Raw genomic sequence first — 18,546 nt, forward strand, 5'->3', positions numbered from 1 at the left:
AAAAAAGATCTCGGCAGCCGCTATTCAAATCAAAAAGGATTCCATGAAGGCGGAATCCTTTTATCCGTTAATCCTCTTCAAAAACTAAATCATTGCTTCTTATTGTAATTAATTCATGACGATCATAGGTATTTTGCATCAATAGCCTCATTGCTTGAGCACGAATTGATTTTTCAATGACATTCCTAATGTATCTTCCATTTGAAAAACTTGCTGGGTTTAACACCGTTTTTACCCATATCAAATGCTCACGCAGCTTCTTCTCTGCTTCATGACTGAAGGTGTATTCTCTTTCCTTCAACATTCGCTGTCCTATATCCATCAGCTGAATAATTGAATAATCCGGGAAATCGATGACAAGGGGGAAGCGTGAATGAAGCCCTGGATTTAAAGTGAGAAAATAGTCCATTTCTTTCGAATAGCCTGCAAGTATGAGAATAAAATCATGCTGTTTATCTTCCATATGCTTGACAAGCGTATCAATGGCTTCTTTGCCAAAATCCTTTTCCCCGCCTCTGCCAAGTGAATATGCCTCATCAATAAAAAGAATTCCGCCAATCGCTTTTTTTATTAAATCTCGTGTTTTTTGTGCGGTATGCCCAATGTACTCCCCAACCAGATCTGCTCGCTCAGCTTCGATTAAATGCCCCTTTGATAACACATTCATTTTTTGAAAAAGCTTTCCAATTAATCGTGCAACTGTGGTTTTGCCAGTGCCGGGATTCCCTTTAAACATCATATGGAGTGCCTGTTTTCCTGCTTTTAATCCAGACTCCTCCCGTTTTTTATTTACATATATCCATGCATAAATTTCCTTAATCATTCTTTTCATTTCTTCCATGCCAACTAACGTCCCGAGTTCCTCTTCAATATCTTTAAGAGCTGTATGTTCTGGTAGAATATCTTTTGGGAGTGGCTGAGATTCAGGTAATTCTTTCGCTAACGTCTTTCGTTTCTGTGAATTAAGGACAATGCTAATCTGCCCATTATTTTTCAAGCGAATCGGCTGGTCCAAAAGCGTTCACCTCTCGTTCTCAAAACAGTATACGCCTAGAAGTCATTTTTGTGACAAATGCCTATATAACATCACGGATTTACTCTTAATAACGATTACTATATCTATATGTATTCAAGCCTTGCTGACTTCATTAAAGATTTTGCTTCAAACACACAAAAATAACCCTCTGCAACAAAGAGTAGTACTACCAGCTTTTATAAAAAAAGACAGATTTGCAGAGTGACAATTCATTATTTGGATTTCACTTATTCCTGAATCCTGGAATTTGACCCAAGAAAAAAAGAAATCTGATTACAAAAATATTGTAAGTATTCCCACGGGGAACGAGTTAGTCTACCTACTCAGAAAATGTAATTATTACACAGTATACTTTTCCTAGGGCAATTATTGGAAAATTCGGTATTTTTACACATTCTGTTTTAAACAATATTCTTATATACTAGTAATACACCAAGAATCAAACTAAGGTCGCTTAACCAAAAATCTCGACTTTAGGAGTGTGAAGTGCAAATGTTGTTGAACATTATCTTCGCTGTTTTGATTGGTGGACTAGTCGGTGTGGCAGGGCATCTTAGTAAAGAGGGGAAACTAGTAGTGCCCCGAAAAACAAAAAAGTTTATTTATCTAGGATTTTGGGAAGAAGTCATCTTAGGAGCTCTTGGCGCTGTTTTTTTGGTTGTCTATACAGATCCTGATTCAACACTGAAAGTTATTCTTCTTTCCATCATTGCAGGTTTTGGGGGAGAAGCGTTGTTAAAAGGACTGGAGCTTTTAAAGGTTCGACAAAAAGATAATAGATAATGGCATCCAAGTTACAGGATATCTAGAATCCTTTAACAAAAAGTTTAATAATCTTTGAAAATGGCGAACAGTCTCACTCACTGCTCGCCATTATTTAATTGCAATGAAAACATGCCATTTAACTCGAATGGAACTTTTCCTCATTATTAAATCATGTTGGATCTTTTTGTACTTTCCTAAAACTCCCAATTTCTTTTTCCTGTGTAGTAACATGTGAAATTGCTGGTTACCTTTTTTCCTTATTTAGCCAATATTCTCCTGTATTCATAATTATACAACCTAACAAAAATCCCCCTCTTCTAAAGAAGCAGGGGGTATGTTGACCTATCTATATAACAAGACTTTTACTGGCTATCCATATCCAGCTGTACATTTCTCTGAGGGGCAAATGTTGAAATGGCATGCTTATAAACGAGCTGCTGCTTCCCTTCAGACTCAAAAAGTACAGTAAAATTATCAAAGCCTTTAATTTGACCTCTGATTTGGAATCCATTTAATAAAAAGACCGTTACATTTGTATTATCCTTGCGAAGCTGATTTAAAAATTGATCTTGAATATTGATCGATGTTTTCATTCCATTTCCTCCTCTTTTATCTCTAATATTATGTATTCGATTTTAATTGCAGCTTTCCTTCAATATGCGTGGAAATTTCATCAAGTTTTTTTTCAAAACCCTCCAAATTAACCGCATCAGTCATATCAAACCAATTGACATTCATTTTATTTCGAAACCATGTTAACTGCCTTTTTGCATAGCGTCTTGAATTTTGCTTTAGCTGTATGATTGCTTCTTCTAAAGTTAGATGTTCTTGAAAGTATTCATAAATTTCTTTATATCCAATTGCTTGAATCGATTGGCAGTCCTTTAATCCTTGCATGTATAAATTCTCTACTTCAGGGAGAAGTCCATCTCTTACCATTAAATCTACTCTTTTATTGATACGATCATACAGTATGTCTCGTTGCATCGTTAATCCAATTATAGCAGTTTGATATATCAATTCAGGCTGCTGTTTCTCTTGATAATCGCTTACGGTTTTTCCAGTACAATGATACACTTCCAGCGCTCTAATTACTCTTCGAACGTTATTTGGATGGATTTTTTTGGCGCTTTCAGGGTCTACTTCCATCAATTCTTGATGAAGCTTCTCATTTCCTTCAGCTTCTGCTCTTTTTTCCAGTATGACACGAAAACGTTCATCTGATGGAGCATCAGAAAATTGATAATCATAAATAACTGACTGGATATATAATCCGGTTCCGCCAACAATCATTGGAAGCTTTCCCCTTTGAGAAATCTCCGCAATTTTCAATCGGACAAGTTCTTGAAACTCAGCAACTGAAAAAGGCTCCTCAGGTTTTTTAATATCAATTAAATGATGAGGGATTCCTTCCATTTCACTTGGCTTAATTTTTGCTGTACCGATATCCATCCCTTTATAAATTTGCATCGAATCGCCGCTTATTATTTCTCCATTAAATCTTTTTGCTAATTCAATACTTAGTTTTGTCTTCCCCACTGCTGTTGGACCAATTAGCACAACAACCTTTTCTCTCTTGTCCAATCCACTCTCACTGCCTTTGCTGCCTACTATATTATCTGGTTCCTTCTTGTTTAACAAGGACATTTGCCCTTATCGTATCATATTGATTGAATACTTTCCTGTTATTTATCTTATCAAAAGCATTTTCGTTTTCCACATCTAAACATTATTAACAGAAAATGTTCCTCCTATTCATTTTTCATTGGATATAATCTGCCATATTTTTTTCATTTATTAAATATATAGGTTAAAGATTCGTCATTCATTACATTTGATTTACGTTACGATAACAAAACAATTTATACCCCCAAATTCGTGTTAACGTATTAGAAGATTATATGGAACATGAAAGAAAAGAAAATGGGTGGGAAACAATGATTACAACTTATGAACTTGGAATTGATCTAGGAACTGCAAATATTCTCGTATATTGTAAAAATAAAGGAATTACGTTTAACGAGCCTTCTGTTGTAGCAATTGATACAGTAACACAAAAGGTGTTAGCCGTCGGAAAAGAAGCAAAAGAAATGATTGGAAAAACACCGGGAAAGATTATCGCAATTCGTCCATTAAAAGACGGCGTGATTGCAGATTATCAAACAACCACAGATATGCTTAGATATGTAATAGGAAAAGCAACGAAAAAAGCAGGATTTTCGATTAGAAAGCCTAATGTAATTATATGCACGCCTTCTGGTTCTACGAGTGTAGAAAGAAGAGCCATACAGGACGCTGCAAAAAATGCCGGAGCAAAGCAAGTCCATTTAATTGAAGAGCCTGTTGCTGCAGCAATTGGCGCAGATTTGCCAGTTGATGAACCCATAGCAAATGTTGTTGTTGATATTGGCGGGGGCTCTACAGAAGTTGCTATCATTTCATATGGCGGCGTTGTGGCGTGCCATTCCATTCGTATTGGCGGGGATAAGCTAGACGATGATATTATTCAATACGTTCGAAGAGATTTCAATGTCCTAATAGGAGAAAGAACGGCAGAGCAAGTGAAAATGGAGATTGGCTATGCCCTCATTGATCATGAGGAACTTACTATGGATATTCGCGGACGCGATCTAGTAACTGGTTTGCCAAAAACAATTACATTGTCTTCTTACAAGATTCGCGAGGCCATAAAAGAATCCTTGCTTCACATTCTTGAAGCAATCCGAGCAACATTAGAGGATAGCCCAGCAGAATTAAGCGGCGATATCGTTGATCGTGGCGTCATTTTATCTGGCGGCGGCGCACTTATTAATGGACTGCAGGAATGGATTGCAAATGAAATCTTTGTGCCTGTCCACCTAGCACCAAGTCCGCTTGAATCTGTAGCAATTGGGACAGGAAAAGCATTAAAGTATATGGGGAAATTGCAAACAGCTGCTAAGTAAATGTAAAAAATGGAGTGCTCTCTGTAAATGTATGGGGGTACTCTGTTTTTTAATAGTTTTTAGTTAACATAATAAAATTATAGTCAATTGTTTTTCGAATGAGAAAACATTATATTTTGTTTAACCTATTACTCCCCTTCTTCTGAGGATTTGTAGCCTTGGGTGAGTCATCACGACCAGTTTCGAATGCTCCAGTGAATTTTGGTAGCTATGAACGATTCATGAGGACTGGTTTCTGTTGCTCCTGTAATTTTTGGTAGCCATAGGCTGTTCATGACGACCGATTTCTTTTGCTCCTGTAATTTTTGGTAGTCATATGCGGGGCATGACGACCGATTTCTTTTGCACCAGTCAATTTTGGTAGCCATGAACGGGGCATGACGACTGATTTCTGTTGTTCCAGTGAATTTTGGTAGCCATGAGCGGGGCATGGCGACCGATTTATTTTGTTCCAGTGAATTTTGGTAGCCATGAACGGTTCATGAAGACCGATTTATTTTGCTCCTGTAATTTTTGGTAGCCATAGGCGGCTTATGACGACCGATTTATTTTGCTCCTGTAATTTTTGGTAGCCATAAGCAGGTCATAACGACCGATTTCTTTTGCTCCTGTAATTTTGGTAGCCATAGGCGGCTTATGACGACCGATTTATTTTTGCTCCTGTAATTTTTGGAAGCCATAAGCGGTGCATAACATAGTTAATAATGGGGTTTCATGAGGAGAACATGATATTCGTTCCTTTTGGGAATCATAATTTATAGATACCACTCATTACGAACGAAAGGGGAAAATACTATGGATAAAAGATTAGCTGAAATTCAACAAAGATTAACAAACGACCAAAAAGATTTAGCAATTTTCGTAAAACATATATTTGATGAATATGACAAGAAAGCTGATGAACATCGGCGTTTAATTGCTTCGAATGCATTAGCAGGAATAAAAACATCTGGAGTTGAAGAAAAAGTATTTTACGATACGATACAAGAAACGAAACGATGGATGCTCGATGTCTTGGAGAGAACAGCTCAAGATTTAGAACACACTGGGGATAAAAATTGGCATAAAAATTTCCCTGATGGTGTGCACAGCTAGTTGTATCTTGTTCAAGAACCGAAGCATGGATGGATAACCTAAATATCTTTTGTTTCCTAATCCGCAGAAGGTTTGTTTTTTTGCAGTTTTAGAAATATAATCGTTATTACTTTAGCGCATACCGAAATAGTTATATAAAATGCGAAACGATGAAAATAATTGATACCATCATATATTTTGAATAAATCCATTTTTAGAAACAATGTTTCAACTATGAATGCGAATATAACTGAGGTTATTATGGCATAAAGATAATAATTTTTCTTTTTATTTATTGTCCACTGATAAACTAACATAAATGATACTGGCACAAGACTCGAATCTAAAGAAAAGCTAGGAAACGCTGGTATCAATTGATATGGATACCCCCACAAACCAAGATTCAGTCCAACTAAACTTATGTAAAAAGATAAAACATGGACACTATAACCGAAGAAACAAATATGGAAAATTTTACTTTTATCTATTTTGATTAGTAAAATTATTAATGGAAGTACTAGCAGCGCAGCCATCAACCAGAATTCAAAACTGAAAAAAATTTTATGCTCAATCCAAGTTTGAATTAATGTTTCTGTAGCTTCTTTTCTCATTCTAATTGCCTTTTCAATAAGATCCATATGGGAATTATACATGTAATCATTCCTCTGACTAATTGTAAATTAGAGATATTTATTCATTTCCCTTACTATAAATTGTTTCCAAAAGGGATTGAAATATTCTAAAGTCTGATTCGAAAGGATACCCTTATACATGAGACATGCCCCAAAAAAATATTTTTTTATTGACGCCTGAAATGGCAAACATAAATGCAGTCATAACCTTTTGCCCTGCAGAACTCAATTATTTTTTACACCTTTTTCTCAAGAGAATTGTTCTAACTGTTTTTTGTCCTCACCTTCCTCCGGAGTCAATAATTCATTCTTGGCATTTTTTAAAATAAGACATTCACCCATTCATTCTTTTCAAAAATGACTTGAAGGAGTGATAACGATAACTTCTGGAACACCCTGTGGTATTTTGCAAGGAAACTTTCTGTAATCGAATATTTATATCAATCTTAATTCACTTTTAAAAAATGCAACTTTCATACAATTCTAGATATTAGTGGATTTCCCTATTCTCCAAACCAACAGCCTCTTTATTCACTATTGTTTCCCTCTATAAAAGAGGTTTTTTCTCGTGCTTGATTTTTTATGTACTACTATATTAAATATCCCTAGGAAACTATTTGAATATATGATTTTATTGTATTTAATAGATAGGGATTCTCACTTATCAGATCCTTATAGCAATCGTTACATTAGCTCCAAATTCTTTTGTAGTTTTCCCATCCTCATATCAATCCTGACTTCCCTTCACACTGTTTTTTGATCTATGTTCCAATTCAGATGAACAGGTCCCTTCACAATTCTAGCCATAGCACTTTTATAACAAGTGTAAATCTCTGCGAAAAATGACCTAATCAACTTCAACTATGCAGGAGGAAAAACAGTTGCAGAAAATCCGAAGTATCTAGCTACAATATTGTTACACCTACTGGATTAAAAATTTCAGTAACTAAAATCTGATAGGTACCCATCCAGAAAAATTTTAAAAGAAATTAAAGACCGTATGCATTACTCATTCCTTCTCCTCCTAACCTTTACTCTTTTGATTCTTCTGGCAGGGAATTAATTTTTCTTTCTACCCGATAACCCCATCCTTCATAAGAAGATTTCATGACATCAACAAATGGATCTTCAGCCTCTTTAAAATTCTCAAATGCTGTCATTGTGCGCTCTAACCTATGTCGGACTACCATGGTGAGGAAGCAAGTTGGCATATTTCCAAACAATTCGACTATGTTAAATCTCGCGCAGTTCAAGCAAATATTTTCAGTCGCGGGAATGAAGTCAAAAATTGTTAGCTGCTGTATGACCAGACTCCTAATCTTGTAAACTTAATACTTCTTTTTCCAATATACTTCCTTATTATTAAAATTATGGTATAATTTTCTAGAGCTACAATTAGAAACATAAGGAAGTGAGGTAAAATCTATGCCTGAAATTAAATGGGGATCCCCATTGAGTTTAGCTTGTTTAGGTGTATTCTTAGGTGGACTAGGAATCTTTTTTAAGGCTATATGGAGTACTTTTTTGTAAACAGACTAATGTAGTCTGTTTTTTCATTAATAATTTGAAAAAATAATAATTCCTGCGTTTCCCAAATTATCCATGTACAATTTAATGAAAATAGTTGTAATAAGATGTCTATTTTTTATTTGTATTGATCCAACATTTATTGGAATTATTCTTATCGTTACTAAGAACAAGTTGCTTAAACCCATATTTACTTTCATTAGTGTATTTCTAATAATTAGCTTTCTATATTGGGGCACGATTATATTTAGCAATCTTATTTAGGCAACATAATAATTCTAAGAATCAGACCTTACAAGCACCCGATCCCTTCAAAATCATAAGATACTTTGAAGGAGTGATCACTATGCCATGGCAACATAAAATAAATTATTTAATTGGTCAACCAGTAGGAATCTCATTTACTAATGGTCAAGGAACATCTGGAGTACTTTGTGGTACTTCTCAGAGAAAATTACTAGTTATTGAATATCTATACCAGTCACAATTTGCATTAAAACAATATGACTTTTCTATGATTCAAGATGTTAATGGATTCCCACCTTGTCATAACCAACAGCCATTGTATTAACTGCCCCTCTCAATAATTGAGGGTCTTTTTTATGAGACTTAATAATTCTTGTGATTATTAAAACCTCTTCCTCCATATAAGATGGAAAAATAAAACTTAAATCATATGGAAAAATATTCATATTAATATAAAATCTAATATAGAGACCTAAATGAAGGAGTGAGCTTTTAACGTGTTTATTAAAGCAATTATAATTACTTTGCTTTTTGGATTTCTATCCTACAAATTGCTACACAGAGCAAATAGCAATGTGAAAAAGTCACTTACAAATAATTTTACTGATACACCTATTTTTAAAATTATCCTCAGGTTATTTGGCTGGTCGTTTATATTTTTTATAATTATTACATGGTTTCTTGTGATATTTGAGTGAAAGAATTAACGTTCAAATTTGAACGTTTTTATAATAAAATCAAAACTTTATCTTACGCACGTTCATCCCTCCTCTTTTTGTGCATTAAGGTACTCACAATACGTCTGGCATTTTTCTTATGAAATAAAGACAGACTCATATCTTCTTAAGTTGCTAGCATTACTTTTATCTACACATCAATTAAAGGTTTCAATTTAAGAGAAGACTATCTATTGTAGTCATCCGATTTATTTTCATATTGGGAGTACCTACGAATTTTCTATCATTTCTGTCTTTCCATAGATTATTTTTGTTGTTTATTAATTTTGGAGAAGTACAGCTATGAAAAGACCACACCTTTCACAAACTATTCTTATATGATATTAAGCTTACAAAACTAGAATAATTCGGTTTCAAATTTAGGACATCCACATGCAACTATTATTATGTCAGAGATTGAGGAAAGTTCTAAATTCGTTTCTGAAAAAATAAGGCTTTCAAATGTTTCAATAACATCAGATAAATAAAGTCATGTTACCCCTAATATATAGGATTCATCTGCAGGTATTTTTTCAAAAGCATTAAGGAAAGACTACTAAAATGCAATAATAGTGGTCAATGTATAAAAAAATAAAGGAAAACCTTAATGTATCAAAGGTTCTCCTTTGCTATAAATTACATCACCCGTTTAAACATCTTCTCCATCTCATAAATCGAATATTGAATGATGATGGGCCGTCCATGCGGGCAAGTAAATGGATCTGTTGTCTGTCTAAGCTCATCAAGTAAGGCTTGGATTTCATCGTTTCTTAAATGATGATTCGCTTTAATAGAAGCTTTACAGCTCATCATAATGGCTGCTTCTTCCCTTAGCTTTTTGATATCCACTCTTTTCATGGATAGGAGCTGTTCAATCATATCCTCGATGATTTCTTTCTCCTCACCTTTTGGAAGCCACTGCGGATGAGAGCGAATGATAAAGCTATTGTGTCCAAATGGCTCAAGGAATACACCTACTTTTTCCAGTTCCTCTTTATACTCATCAATTTTGATATAGTCATCGGTTGAGTATTCAAAAGTTAGCGGAATCAGCATTTCTTGAAGCTCACTTTCAACTTGACCTACCTTTTCTTTAAAATACTCGTATTTGATTCGTTCCTGTGCCGCATGCTGATCGATAATATACAGTCCCTTCTCATTCTGAGCAAAAATATAAGTACCATGCATTTGCCCAATTGGATATAGAGGCGGGACTCTTGACGTTTGGTGCTGTTTGAATGGATCAAAATTGGATTCAGTATTTCTATTACTCTCTATATATTGTTCTTCCATATCTGGAACATACGAATGAGCAGCAAAACTCGTTTCTTCCTTCGTTTCATTCGGAGTAAAGGAGAACACATCTTTCTTAGGCTCATTTTCTATTATATTTTCACGAATATAGGGTGGTTTAAACTCTTCAACATTTGTTTCTCGTATGGGATTATAGGCTGAAACATGATCCAGTTCTAAAAATGTTTGTTCCTCTCTTGGCTTAACCGCCTTAGGTTCTGTAAAACCTGTTGGGATTAATTCTTGTGACTTAAATGCATTCTTAATTGCACCTGTGACAAGTTCATTTAGTTCCTGTTCTTTACTTAGACGCACTTCCATTTTTGATGGATGAACATTCACATCTACCAAAAGCGGGTCCATCTCAATATTCAAAAGGACAATCGGGTAGCGCCCGATTGGCAGCAATGTGTGATATCCCTCTTGGATCGCCTTAGCAAGCGGATAATTCTTGATAAAGCGCCCATTGATCATTGTTGAAATATAATTCCGTGATGCTCTAGTAATTTCAGGCAATGCAGCATACCCGCTAATTCGAAAATCAAGAGAAACAGCTTCTATCGGAACCATTTTTTTTACGATATTCATGCCATATATAGCTGCTAATACTTGCCGGACATCGCCATTCCCATTCGTATGGAGAAGTTTCCGCTCATTATGAATGAGGCGAAAGGAAACTTCCGGATGGGCAAGTGCCAACCGGTTAACCACATCGGTAATATTTCCTAGTTCCGTGTGAATGGTTTTCATATACTTAAGCCGTGCCGGTGTATTGAAGAACAGATCGGACACCGTTAAATCTGTTCCTTTTCGCCCTGGAGCTTTTTCAACGCCTTCCACTTTTCCACCCTCAACTTGAACACGCGTACCAATTTCTCCTGTCGATGTTTTCATATCAACTCTTGAAACAGAAGCAATACTTGGCAATGCTTCCCCACGGAATCCTAATGTTCGAATTCGAAAAAGATCCGTTTCATCTTTAATTTTACTTGTTGCATGGCGTTGAAATGCAGTCAGTACATCATCTTCCTCAATACCATCTCCATTATCAATGATGCGAATTTTTGCCAATCCCGCTTCTTCCGTCTCAATTTCTATGATTGTACTCCCAGCATCAATTGAATTTTCAACTAGTTCCTTTACGACAGAGGCTGGCCTCTCAACTACTTCCCCAGCCGCGATTTTATTTGAGAGTGCGTCATCTAGCTGAATAATTTTGGACATTGCCTACACCTCCATGTTCTAGCCGACTATCCTTTTAGATTTTTGTGTAGTTCATATAAAGTATTTAGTGCTTCCATTGGTGTCATATCTAAAATATCAATATCTCTGACTTTTTCTATAATCCGTTTTTCTTTTGTACTCAATACAGCTGTTTTCTTCTCCCTAGGTTCATCAAAGAATGAAAGCTGAGCATCTTCTTCAGCAATTTTAGTATATTTTTTTTCGATAACAGGCTGATTTGTCTGCTCATCCTTCTGTTCCAGCTTAGTTAATATTTCATTCGCTCTCTTAATCAACTCTTCTGGAAGCTCAGCAAGCTGTGCCACGTGAATCCCATAGCTTCTATCTGCTGCTCCTTCTTTAATTTTATGAAGAAAGACAACTCTGCCATTTTGCTCAATTGCACTAACATGAACATTTTTGACCATATGAAGTTCTTCCTCTAATACAGTCAATTCATGATAATGAGTAGAAAATAAAGTTTTCGCACCTAAGCGATTATGAATATATTCAATTATTGCCTGCGCTAACGCCATCCCATCATAAGTGGATGTTCCACGGCCGATCTCATCAAAGAGTATTAGACTATCTTGAGTGGCGTTAACAATGGCATTTCTTGCTTCCAGCATCTCAACCATAAATGTACTTTGACCTGAGATGAGATCATCTGCAGCGCCAATTCTTGTAAATACCTGATCAAATATAGGCAGAACAGCTTCTGAAGCAGGAACATAGCAGCCGATTTGCGCTAAAATCGCTGTTAACGCAATTTGTCTCATATACGTACTTTTACCTGACATATTTGGTCCAGTTATGAGCAGCATTTCTCTATTTGCATCCATATAACAATCATTTGGGACATACTCTTGCGCGTTCATGACCTTCTCGACGACTGGATGTCTGCCATCTTTAATCACAATTCTTCGATCCTTTGTGAACGAAGGCTGCACATAATGTCTTTCTTCACTAACTGTAGCAAAGCATTGCAAGACATCAAGCTCACTAACCGATTTTGCGAGAGATTGCAATCTTGGAATGAATTCCTTCACATGCTCACGCACTGCAGTAAATAACTCGTATTCCAGCTCCACACTTTTTTCTTCCGCTTGTAAAATAAGTGCCTCTTTTTCTTTCAAATCAGGTGTGATAAATCGTTCAGCATTCGTTAATGTTTGCTTGCGTTCATATTGTCCTTCCTTTAAAAGGTGTAAATTTGCTCTTGTGACTTCAATATAATAACCAAATACACGATTGTAGCCTACCTTCAATGACTTGATGCCCGTTTTCTCCCGCTCCTGTTTTTCAAGCTGGGCAATCCATGTTTTCCCATTTCTAGTGGCATCACGATATTGGTCTAATTGCTCATGATATCCATCTTTGATCATGTTGCCATCTTTAATGGACAGGGGCGGATTGTCTACAATTGCACGCTCTAGAAGATCGACAACCTCCTCACAGGCATCAAGCTTTTCAGCAAGCATGTCCGCCTCATTGTTCGAGAGCTTTCTGAGCAATTCTTTCAAATCAGGAATCTGTAGCAAAGAACGTCTTAATTGGACTAAATCTCGAGCATTTACATTCCCGAAAGCCACTCTGCCGGCAAGACGCTCAAGGTCATATACTTCTTTCAGCTTTTCTCTTAATTCTTCACGTTCAAAAAAAGCGGCTATAAAGGTTTCAACAAGTGTTTGCCTGCGAATGATTTCCCTCTCATTCACAAGCGGACGGTCAACCCATTGCTTTAAGAGCCTGCCACCCATAGCTGTCTTTGTTTCATCTAACAGCCATAGCAAAGAACCCTTTTTCCCTTTGGAACGAATGGTTTCTGTTAGCTCCAAGTTCCTTTTGGAAAAATAATCAATTTTCATATATTGATTTGTTTGATACGTAGATACCTTCTGTAAATGATCTAAACTTCTTTTTTGCGTACGATATAAATAGTTAAATAGTCTGACAGTTGTTTGACGAAGCTTGTCCTGATTAATTTCATCTAGTAAATGATGATAACTCTCCTGGCTCAGATAATCTTCTTCAAAAGAGATGGTTAAAACAGATCTCTCTTTCATTTTTTGCTGCCAATCTCCATTGAAATCCCTTGAAATAATGATTTCTTTTGCACCTGAAATGGATAGCTCATTCAATACCTCATCGAACCCTGCACTAAGCATCGTGACCTTTGTTTCCCCTGTTGAAAGATCACTGTAGGCAAAACCAAAGGTTTCATCTGCAAAATAACTGATTGAAGCGATAAAATTATTTTCCTTTTCATGAAGTCCTTTGCCTTCCATCATTGTTCCAGGTGTAATTAATTGAACCACCTCACGTTTAACGACACCCTTTGCCTGTTTCGGATCTTCCGTTTGTTCACAAATAGCTACCTTATATCCACGTTCAACTAACTGTTCAATATATTGTGGTGCAGAATGATACGGAACCCCGCACATTGGAATCCGATCTGCTGAGCCCCCTTCTCTGCTTGTTAGTGTAATTTCAAGCTCTTGTGATGCTTTAACAGCATCGTCGAAAAACATCTCGTAAAAATCTCCGAGACGAAAAAATAAAAAGGCATCCTCGTAATCTGCCTTTACTCTCAAATATTGCTGTATCATAGGCGTATAAGCTGCCATAATGTCCTCCAAATGTTCAAATGTATCTTTTTATTTTTCTATTATATCATAAAGTATTATTTAATTTGGTTTCTTAAAATAAAGAAAAGCAGGATCATAAAAATCTGATCTCTGCTAACTTCAAATTAATTATTAATATACTTTTCAAATACAAACCCAAAATCTTTTACATTGTATTTCTTTCTGCTATTCATAAGCCAGTTAAATGCTGTTTCGTTTAATACTCTGAAATTATCTACGAAATTATTATCCTGCGGAACGGCTGAACGGCTGAAAGTAGTCGATGCTACCTCTAGGCTCTTCTCCGCGTAAGACATGGATACTTCATTTTCATGGCAAATTTCCGAAATACGAATGAGCGCTTTATATAAATCTTTCAACTCCTCAATATGTTTCTTATGAACATCAATTGAAAAATGGACAGATCCAATCACGAACTTAATCTCCACATCCAAATCGACCGTACCTGCCGTCTCAAGCATTACACCTGAAATCGTGTGTTCTTTGTATGCGTAGCGCTTTAACGTCCGTTTCTTACTCATTGCACTCGTGCCATCTAAATGAATTAACGCTTTATTTGTAAAGCAGTATTCATCAGATTTGGATTTAATTAAAAAGTAAATCTTTTCATTGTCCTCATGAAGAACGTAATCATCTGCATCTACCTTGTCATAATCGACAGGCTTGATCACACTCCCAACATCGCTTAATCCTAATACGTCTGATGCAACTTTTTTGAACATAAACCTACCCCCTAGACTTCTTTCACTTAAATATTTTAGCATGTGAAGGAAGAAAATGGGATACATAGATTTCAAATAAGGACTATTTAACTAATAAACTAGTTTTTTTCCAAAGCTAATTTTAAACCAAATAGAATCAATACCCCTCCTGTCAGCCCTTCTACAGCCTTCATTGTAGAAGGCTTCTTCATAAAATCACTTATAAAATGAATTAAGTATATATAGAAGAAAAACCAGATCATTGTTAATAAGGTATAAGTTAATCCTAGTCCTAAAAATTCAAAGAATGCTTGATCACCTGATCCTGCAAATTGAGGCAAAAAGGTTAGGAAGAATACCGCCACTTTTGGATTCAGTAAATTTGTCAAAAACCCTTGCCTGAAGTTGGATTCTTTTCCATATTTATTAACCTGTTCAGGATCTGGAGCTGCTATCGGCTGTTTTTTTATAATAAATAGAATTGATTTACAGCCAAGATAAATGAGGTATACCGCACCTGCATATTTTAATATAGAAAAGAGGAATGCAGATTTAACAATAAGAGCGGATAAACCAAACACAGCTGCCATTGTATGAATAAGCAATGCAGCAAGCGTACCAGCTGTTGTTTGCAGCCCTGCAGTTTTACGTTTGGAGATGGTATTCTTTGTAATTACGGCTGTGTCTGGTCCAGGTAAAATAATCAGCATAAATGCCATGAATATAAATAGGAGATAATTCTCCATCATTATGACCCCCTTTATGTAAATTTCCACTTATTATAATCTAAATTTACAGAAAATTAAACAATAAAAAAGAAAAAACTAGGAAGCAAAACCTCCTAGTTATTACTCTTCTTCATCCCCAACTAAAAAGTCAGGATTTAAATCTTCGAATGCATCATCTTCAACATCATCAAAGCCCCATTCTTCATCATCACAATCACATTGATCATGATGAACAGCTACACATACTTTCGTCTCACCAATCACTTCAACGAGAAATTCCCTTTCTACATGAACGATGATTTTATTTCCATTTGGTGAGATCACACATTCACAGCAGTTAGGCTGCTGCAATACACGTGCGACTACTTCATGGTCGTCAAGGCAATCGGGATCACGGTATTTTAACTTAATGACATCCTTATAATTAACACGTTCGGTAACAACCTCTGTTCTTGTATTATTATCAAAGGAATACCAAACGTTAATGTCATAGTAGCCGCAAACCTCGACTGTTTTTCCGACTTTTTTCGCCTCGTACGTATGGTTTATAATCCAGCAGCCAAGGATGCTTGACGGATGGTGTTTAGGGCATATCGTATGATTGGACTGTGTAAACTTCCGTCCCTTTGCAACGACCGCCTTTGTTATTATCTCTCTGTATTCTCCCATTGCGAGCGAACCTCCTCATTCATTTTCAATTCATCCTATGCGGGATATTAGACTAGTGTGCGATATTTCTTGATGAATGTTAGGTAAATGTATTGGCATAATTCATAGTATGCTTTTTCAGGGCGAATGTGCCATATTACTAAATTAGAGAACACATATCTTATGCTCGAGTTAATGTTCTTGAATAGCAATTTCCTTAGTTTCTTTTGTAAACATAGTTTCATAATTTGTTTTTTTGTCAGTTGCATTTTTTACAGTTTCATAAAAATATATGTTTGCCCTCGTTAAAACGCGGATACAGCTTGGCTATTTCACCAATATAATACTGTAAAGAGAAGGAGGTGATCAGAATTGGCCAACTTAGATGATTCCAACTTGAAAATAAATTTCAATGGCAAAGAAATAAATGGAGAAAAAGCCAAAGAATTAGCGGATAAAATTTCAAAGAATTTAGCAGATTCATTAAACGGACTTGTTTCTAATAAGTTAGGTAACTTATCAGCAAATCCTTTGAATGGAAACCTTTTTAATGCAATAAATCCACTAAAAAACTTAAACGGAATTTTCAGCCAAAATTCTTTAGGGTCAAATGGAGTACAGAATATGCTCCCAGCTCTTAGTAAATTACTGCCGGTATTTGAGACATCTGATGATAATAAGAAAATTAAACTTTCATTAAATGGTGTATCATTACTTGATTTAGATCTGACTGATCTTACAAATAATAACTCTGCTGAAAAGGAATAAAGAAAATTTAATACATTGGAGGAGGTGAGAAATGATGTTGTCAAATAGATGTTATGAAGATAATCAGACTAGACCTGTTCAGAATGACCGACAAGCTGTTAATGGTGTCAGCAGCAACGGAGATGCATTCAAGGCCTTTACTTTTGCAGCACAGGGAAATAGTCCACAAATTAATACACCAGTCCAAGTACCAATTTCACTTGGTGGATTTGCAGTGAATGCATCCCTTATTAATATTCCTATTCTATCTGCTCAATTTAACGTAGCTAATGGCGGTGATTCACAAGCTATTTCAGTGAACAACGCAAATCAAGTAGAAAGCAACCACTCATAGAAAAGCGGATGCGCCTTGATCACCCCCGACAAGCACAAGACGAGCCTTACTGAAAGGTGTTCTTTACCTTTCTGGAAGGATTGGCTTGTGACCTCGAGGGGGTAGGCGCTGCAGCTAGACAAATAGAAAAGCGGATGCGACTGTTTTGCGCCTATGCAATAAGTTAGTATTGTTAAACCACTGATTGTCCAAAGAGAAGGGAGGTATGGAAAATGATTGATAGAAATAAAAATAATAAATTACAATTAGACCCTGAAGTACTCAAGCAGCTTGGAGTTCCTGAGGAACTGCTTGAAATGGCTGCCGAAGCTGGAATTCCTTCTATTAATAACCATGCTGCAGGCGGAATGGGTGGACGTGCCATCAATTTAACCTACGTTGATAATTATTCAACCTTGCTTCTCGTATATACTTTCCTTCTCAATTATTTGGGCAATGATTCAAATCAAAATGGAACGAAAATATTGAATGAGTCCCTTCTTTTAACTCTGAATGCAGCACTGCAAGATCAGCAAGAATACCGAAAAGAATTTTTAAGAGCAGTAGAATTGCTTAGAAATAATTAGCCTCCACAACCCAAACCAGGCCGATGATACCTCCTTTTATATATAGAGAAACCCCCTGACATAATGTCAGGGGGTTTTCCGGCTAGAAAGGCGGTTTCGCATTTCTAATTCTGTCTTGCTGCAGCGCCTATCGCCTATCGTACTTCAGATCCCCTCCCTGCGATAAGTCAACATCGATTCGCCTACCGGCTTATCGTGTTTCCTTTATCTCAGTCAGGGTTCTTCCAGTCCGTACGGCGATGAGCAAGGCGCCTTCTCATTTCTAATGATGATGTGAGCAATCGCTATTTTTTATTTGTGAGCCAGTTTCACCGCTCAGCAGGTCTCCACCTGTTGAAAGGATCACCTCGTCAGTCACTGTGTTGGAAATGGCGTTAGCAACCATTTGCAGCAATTCATTCACTTCAATTTGAGATTGCTTAAATTCTTGTACAACTGGGATTTCGTCTAATTCATTTTGAAGGGCTTCCAGCTTATCTTCTGTTTTTTTCAAAGCTTCCTTCTTACCAAAATGCTGCAAATTCACCGCTTGCTTTTGTAATCCCTTAATATTTGAAATCGTTGCACGCACTTTTTCATTTTCGTTTATTTGCGCTTCCGCACGCTTGAAGAATTCTACCTCTTCTGTTTCTGCAATCATTCGTGCAAGCTCTTTCGCTCGGGCAATAATGTCATCTTTAGTATACTTTGCCATT

At 36.3% G+C, this 18,546-nt stretch carries 18 protein-coding genes; 7 read left to right on the forward strand and 11 right to left on the reverse strand.

Annotation, left to right across the window (positions count from 1 at the left end):
• Positions 1 to 67 precede the first annotated feature (67 nt).
• Complete coding sequence (gene spoVK, locus C1726_RS00550; protein WP_102271369.1) at positions 68 to 1,015, reverse strand: stage V sporulation protein K; 948 nt, start codon at positions 1,013 to 1,015, stop codon at positions 68 to 70.
• Positions 1,016 to 1,528: 513 nt separating this feature from the next.
• On the opposite strand from spoVK, the gene C1726_RS00555 reads away from it, so the two are divergent.
• A complete protein-coding gene (locus C1726_RS00555; protein ID WP_053475757.1) occupies positions 1,529 to 1,819 on the forward strand; it encodes a DUF4257 domain-containing protein in 291 nt (96 codons plus the stop codon).
• Between the two features lie 344 nt (positions 1,820 to 2,163).
• Here the strand turns inward: C1726_RS00555 and hfq are convergent, their stop codons facing one another.
• Positions 2,164 to 2,394 (reverse strand): RNA chaperone Hfq, encoded by a 231-nt coding sequence (gene hfq / locus C1726_RS00560; protein WP_102271370.1) that lies wholly within the window; start codon positions 2,392 to 2,394, stop codon positions 2,164 to 2,166.
• Positions 2,395 to 2,422: 28 nt separating this feature from the next.
• A complete protein-coding gene (miaA, locus tag C1726_RS00565; RefSeq protein ID WP_235822709.1) occupies positions 2,423 to 3,385 on the reverse strand; it encodes a tRNA (adenosine(37)-N6)-dimethylallyltransferase MiaA in 963 nt (320 codons plus the stop codon).
• Positions 3,386 to 3,738: 353 nt separating this feature from the next.
• Between miaA and mreBH the strand changes: the two genes are divergently transcribed.
• Together mreBH and C1726_RS00575 are read left to right on the forward strand one after the other, a co-directional pair.
• The gene (gene mreBH / locus C1726_RS00570) at positions 3,739 to 4,746 is read left to right on the forward strand and encodes a rod-share determining protein MreBH (RefSeq protein ID WP_102272326.1); all 1,008 of its coding nucleotides are present in this window, start codon (positions 3,739 to 3,741) and stop codon (positions 4,744 to 4,746) included.
• Between the two features lie 795 nt (positions 4,747 to 5,541).
• Positions 5,542 to 5,841 (forward strand): hypothetical protein, encoded by a 300-nt coding sequence (locus C1726_RS00575; protein WP_102271372.1) that lies wholly within the window; start codon positions 5,542 to 5,544, stop codon positions 5,839 to 5,841.
• A 56-nt stretch (positions 5,842 to 5,897) separates the two neighbouring features.
• Here C1726_RS00575 and C1726_RS00580 read toward each other — a convergent pair whose 3' ends face one another.
• Both C1726_RS00580 and C1726_RS26720 read right to left on the reverse strand, forming a co-directional pair.
• Positions 5,898 to 6,431 (reverse strand): CBO0543 family protein, encoded by a 534-nt coding sequence (locus C1726_RS00580; RefSeq protein WP_142385049.1) that lies wholly within the window; start codon positions 6,429 to 6,431, stop codon positions 5,898 to 5,900.
• Positions 6,432 to 7,483: 1,052 nt separating this feature from the next.
• The gene (locus tag C1726_RS26720; protein WP_268876992.1) at positions 7,484 to 7,612 is read right to left on the reverse strand and encodes a hypothetical protein; all 129 of its coding nucleotides are present in this window, start codon (positions 7,610 to 7,612) and stop codon (positions 7,484 to 7,486) included.
• A gap of 713 nt (positions 7,613 to 8,325) precedes the next feature.
• Here C1726_RS26720 and C1726_RS00585 point away from each other — a divergent pair.
• Positions 8,326 to 8,550 carry a hypothetical protein gene (locus tag C1726_RS00585; protein ID WP_102271374.1) on the forward strand — a complete coding sequence of 75 codons (225 nt, stop codon included), beginning with the start codon at positions 8,326 to 8,328 and terminating at the stop codon, positions 8,548 to 8,550.
• A gap of 1,027 nt (positions 8,551 to 9,577) precedes the next feature.
• Here C1726_RS00585 and mutL read toward each other — a convergent pair.
• From mutL to C1726_RS00615, 5 genes are all read right to left on the reverse strand, one after another.
• Positions 9,578 to 11,458 carry a DNA mismatch repair endonuclease MutL gene (mutL, locus tag C1726_RS00595; RefSeq protein WP_102271376.1) on the reverse strand — a complete coding sequence of 627 codons (1,881 nt, stop codon included), beginning with the start codon at positions 11,456 to 11,458 and terminating at the stop codon, positions 9,578 to 9,580.
• Between the two features lie 26 nt (positions 11,459 to 11,484).
• The gene (mutS, locus tag C1726_RS00600; RefSeq protein ID WP_180968062.1) at positions 11,485 to 14,085 is read right to left on the reverse strand and encodes a DNA mismatch repair protein MutS; all 2,601 of its coding nucleotides are present in this window, start codon (positions 14,083 to 14,085) and stop codon (positions 11,485 to 11,487) included.
• Positions 14,086 to 14,210: 125 nt separating this feature from the next.
• Positions 14,211 to 14,828 carry a PH domain-containing protein gene (locus C1726_RS00605; RefSeq protein WP_102271377.1) on the reverse strand — a complete coding sequence of 206 codons (618 nt, stop codon included), beginning with the start codon at positions 14,826 to 14,828 and terminating at the stop codon, positions 14,211 to 14,213.
• Between the two features lie 98 nt (positions 14,829 to 14,926).
• Complete coding sequence (locus C1726_RS00610) at positions 14,927 to 15,556, reverse strand: LysE family translocator (protein WP_102271378.1); 630 nt, start codon at positions 15,554 to 15,556, stop codon at positions 14,927 to 14,929.
• A gap of 99 nt (positions 15,557 to 15,655) precedes the next feature.
• Positions 15,656 to 16,204: an outer spore coat protein CotE gene (locus C1726_RS00615; RefSeq protein ID WP_102271379.1), complete on the reverse strand. Its 549-nt coding sequence runs from the start codon at positions 16,202 to 16,204 to the stop codon at positions 15,656 to 15,658.
• A gap of 351 nt (positions 16,205 to 16,555) precedes the next feature.
• On the opposite strand from C1726_RS00615, the gene C1726_RS00620 reads away from it, so the two are divergent.
• The 3 genes from C1726_RS00620 to C1726_RS00630 all read left to right on the forward strand — a co-directional run bounded on the left by C1726_RS00620 (position 16,556) and on the right by C1726_RS00630 (position 17,851).
• Positions 16,556 to 16,951 carry a hypothetical protein gene (locus tag C1726_RS00620; protein ID WP_102271380.1) on the forward strand — a complete coding sequence of 132 codons (396 nt, stop codon included), beginning with the start codon at positions 16,556 to 16,558 and terminating at the stop codon, positions 16,949 to 16,951.
• A gap of 31 nt (positions 16,952 to 16,982) precedes the next feature.
• Positions 16,983 to 17,285 carry a hypothetical protein gene (locus tag C1726_RS00625; protein WP_235822678.1) on the forward strand — a complete coding sequence of 101 codons (303 nt, stop codon included), beginning with the start codon at positions 16,983 to 16,985 and terminating at the stop codon, positions 17,283 to 17,285.
• A gap of 212 nt (positions 17,286 to 17,497) precedes the next feature.
• The gene (locus C1726_RS00630) at positions 17,498 to 17,851 is read left to right on the forward strand and encodes a hypothetical protein (protein WP_102271382.1); all 354 of its coding nucleotides are present in this window, start codon (positions 17,498 to 17,500) and stop codon (positions 17,849 to 17,851) included.
• 262 nt (positions 17,852 to 18,113) lie between these two features.
• On the opposite strand, the gene C1726_RS00635 is transcribed toward C1726_RS00630, so the two are convergent.
• Complete coding sequence (locus C1726_RS00635) at positions 18,114 to 18,545, reverse strand: RicAFT regulatory complex protein RicA family protein (RefSeq protein WP_102271383.1); 432 nt, start codon at positions 18,543 to 18,545, stop codon at positions 18,114 to 18,116.
• Position 18,546 lies beyond the last annotated feature (1 nt).

The sequence above is a fragment of the Cytobacillus massiliigabonensis genome (assembly GCF_900199725.1).
GTDB lineage: Bacteria > Bacillota > Bacilli > Bacillales > Cytobacillaceae > Cytobacillus > Cytobacillus massiliigabonensis.

What these genes read in the sequence shown, in the direction of transcription:
- C1726_RS00615 (WP_102271379.1), bottom strand. Translation starts at nt 16,204, where the DNA reads ATGGGAGAATACAGAGAGATAATAACAAAGGCGGTCGTTGCAAAGGGA.
- C1726_RS00575 (WP_102271372.1), top strand. Translation starts at nt 5,542, where the DNA reads ATGGATAAAAGATTAGCTGAAATTCAACAAAGATTAACAAACGACCAA.
- C1726_RS00625 (WP_235822678.1), top strand. Translation starts at nt 16,983, where the DNA reads ATGATGTTGTCAAATAGATGTTATGAAGATAATCAGACTAGACCTGTT.
- mutS (WP_180968062.1), bottom strand. Translation starts at nt 14,085, where the DNA reads ATGGCAGCTTATACGCCTATGATACAGCAATATTTGAGAGTAAAGGCA.
- mutL (WP_102271376.1), bottom strand. Translation starts at nt 11,458, where the DNA reads ATGTCCAAAATTATTCAGCTAGATGACGCACTCTCAAATAAAATCGCG.
- hfq (WP_102271370.1), bottom strand. Translation starts at nt 2,394, where the DNA reads ATGAAAACATCGATCAATATTCAAGATCAATTTTTAAATCAGCTTCGC.
- C1726_RS26720 (WP_268876992.1), bottom strand. Translation starts at nt 7,612, where the DNA reads ATGACAGCATTTGAGAATTTTAAAGAGGCTGAAGATCCATTTGTTGAT.
- C1726_RS00555 (WP_053475757.1), top strand. Translation starts at nt 1,529, where the DNA reads ATGTTGTTGAACATTATCTTCGCTGTTTTGATTGGTGGACTAGTCGGT.
- C1726_RS00585 (WP_102271374.1), top strand. Translation starts at nt 8,326, where the DNA reads ATGCCATGGCAACATAAAATAAATTATTTAATTGGTCAACCAGTAGGA.
- C1726_RS00605 (WP_102271377.1), bottom strand. Translation starts at nt 14,828, where the DNA reads ATGTTCAAAAAAGTTGCATCAGACGTATTAGGATTAAGCGATGTTGGG.
- C1726_RS00610 (WP_102271378.1), bottom strand. Translation starts at nt 15,556, where the DNA reads ATGATGGAGAATTATCTCCTATTTATATTCATGGCATTTATGCTGATT.
- C1726_RS00580 (WP_142385049.1), bottom strand. Translation starts at nt 6,431, where the DNA reads ATGAGAAAAGAAGCTACAGAAACATTAATTCAAACTTGGATTGAGCAT.
- C1726_RS00630 (WP_102271382.1), top strand. Translation starts at nt 17,498, where the DNA reads ATGATTGATAGAAATAAAAATAATAAATTACAATTAGACCCTGAAGTA.
- C1726_RS00635 (WP_102271383.1), bottom strand. Translation starts at nt 18,545, where the DNA reads ATGGCAAAGTATACTAAAGATGACATTATTGCCCGAGCGAAAGAGCTT.
- mreBH (WP_102272326.1), top strand. Translation starts at nt 3,739, where the DNA reads ATGATTACAACTTATGAACTTGGAATTGATCTAGGAACTGCAAATATT.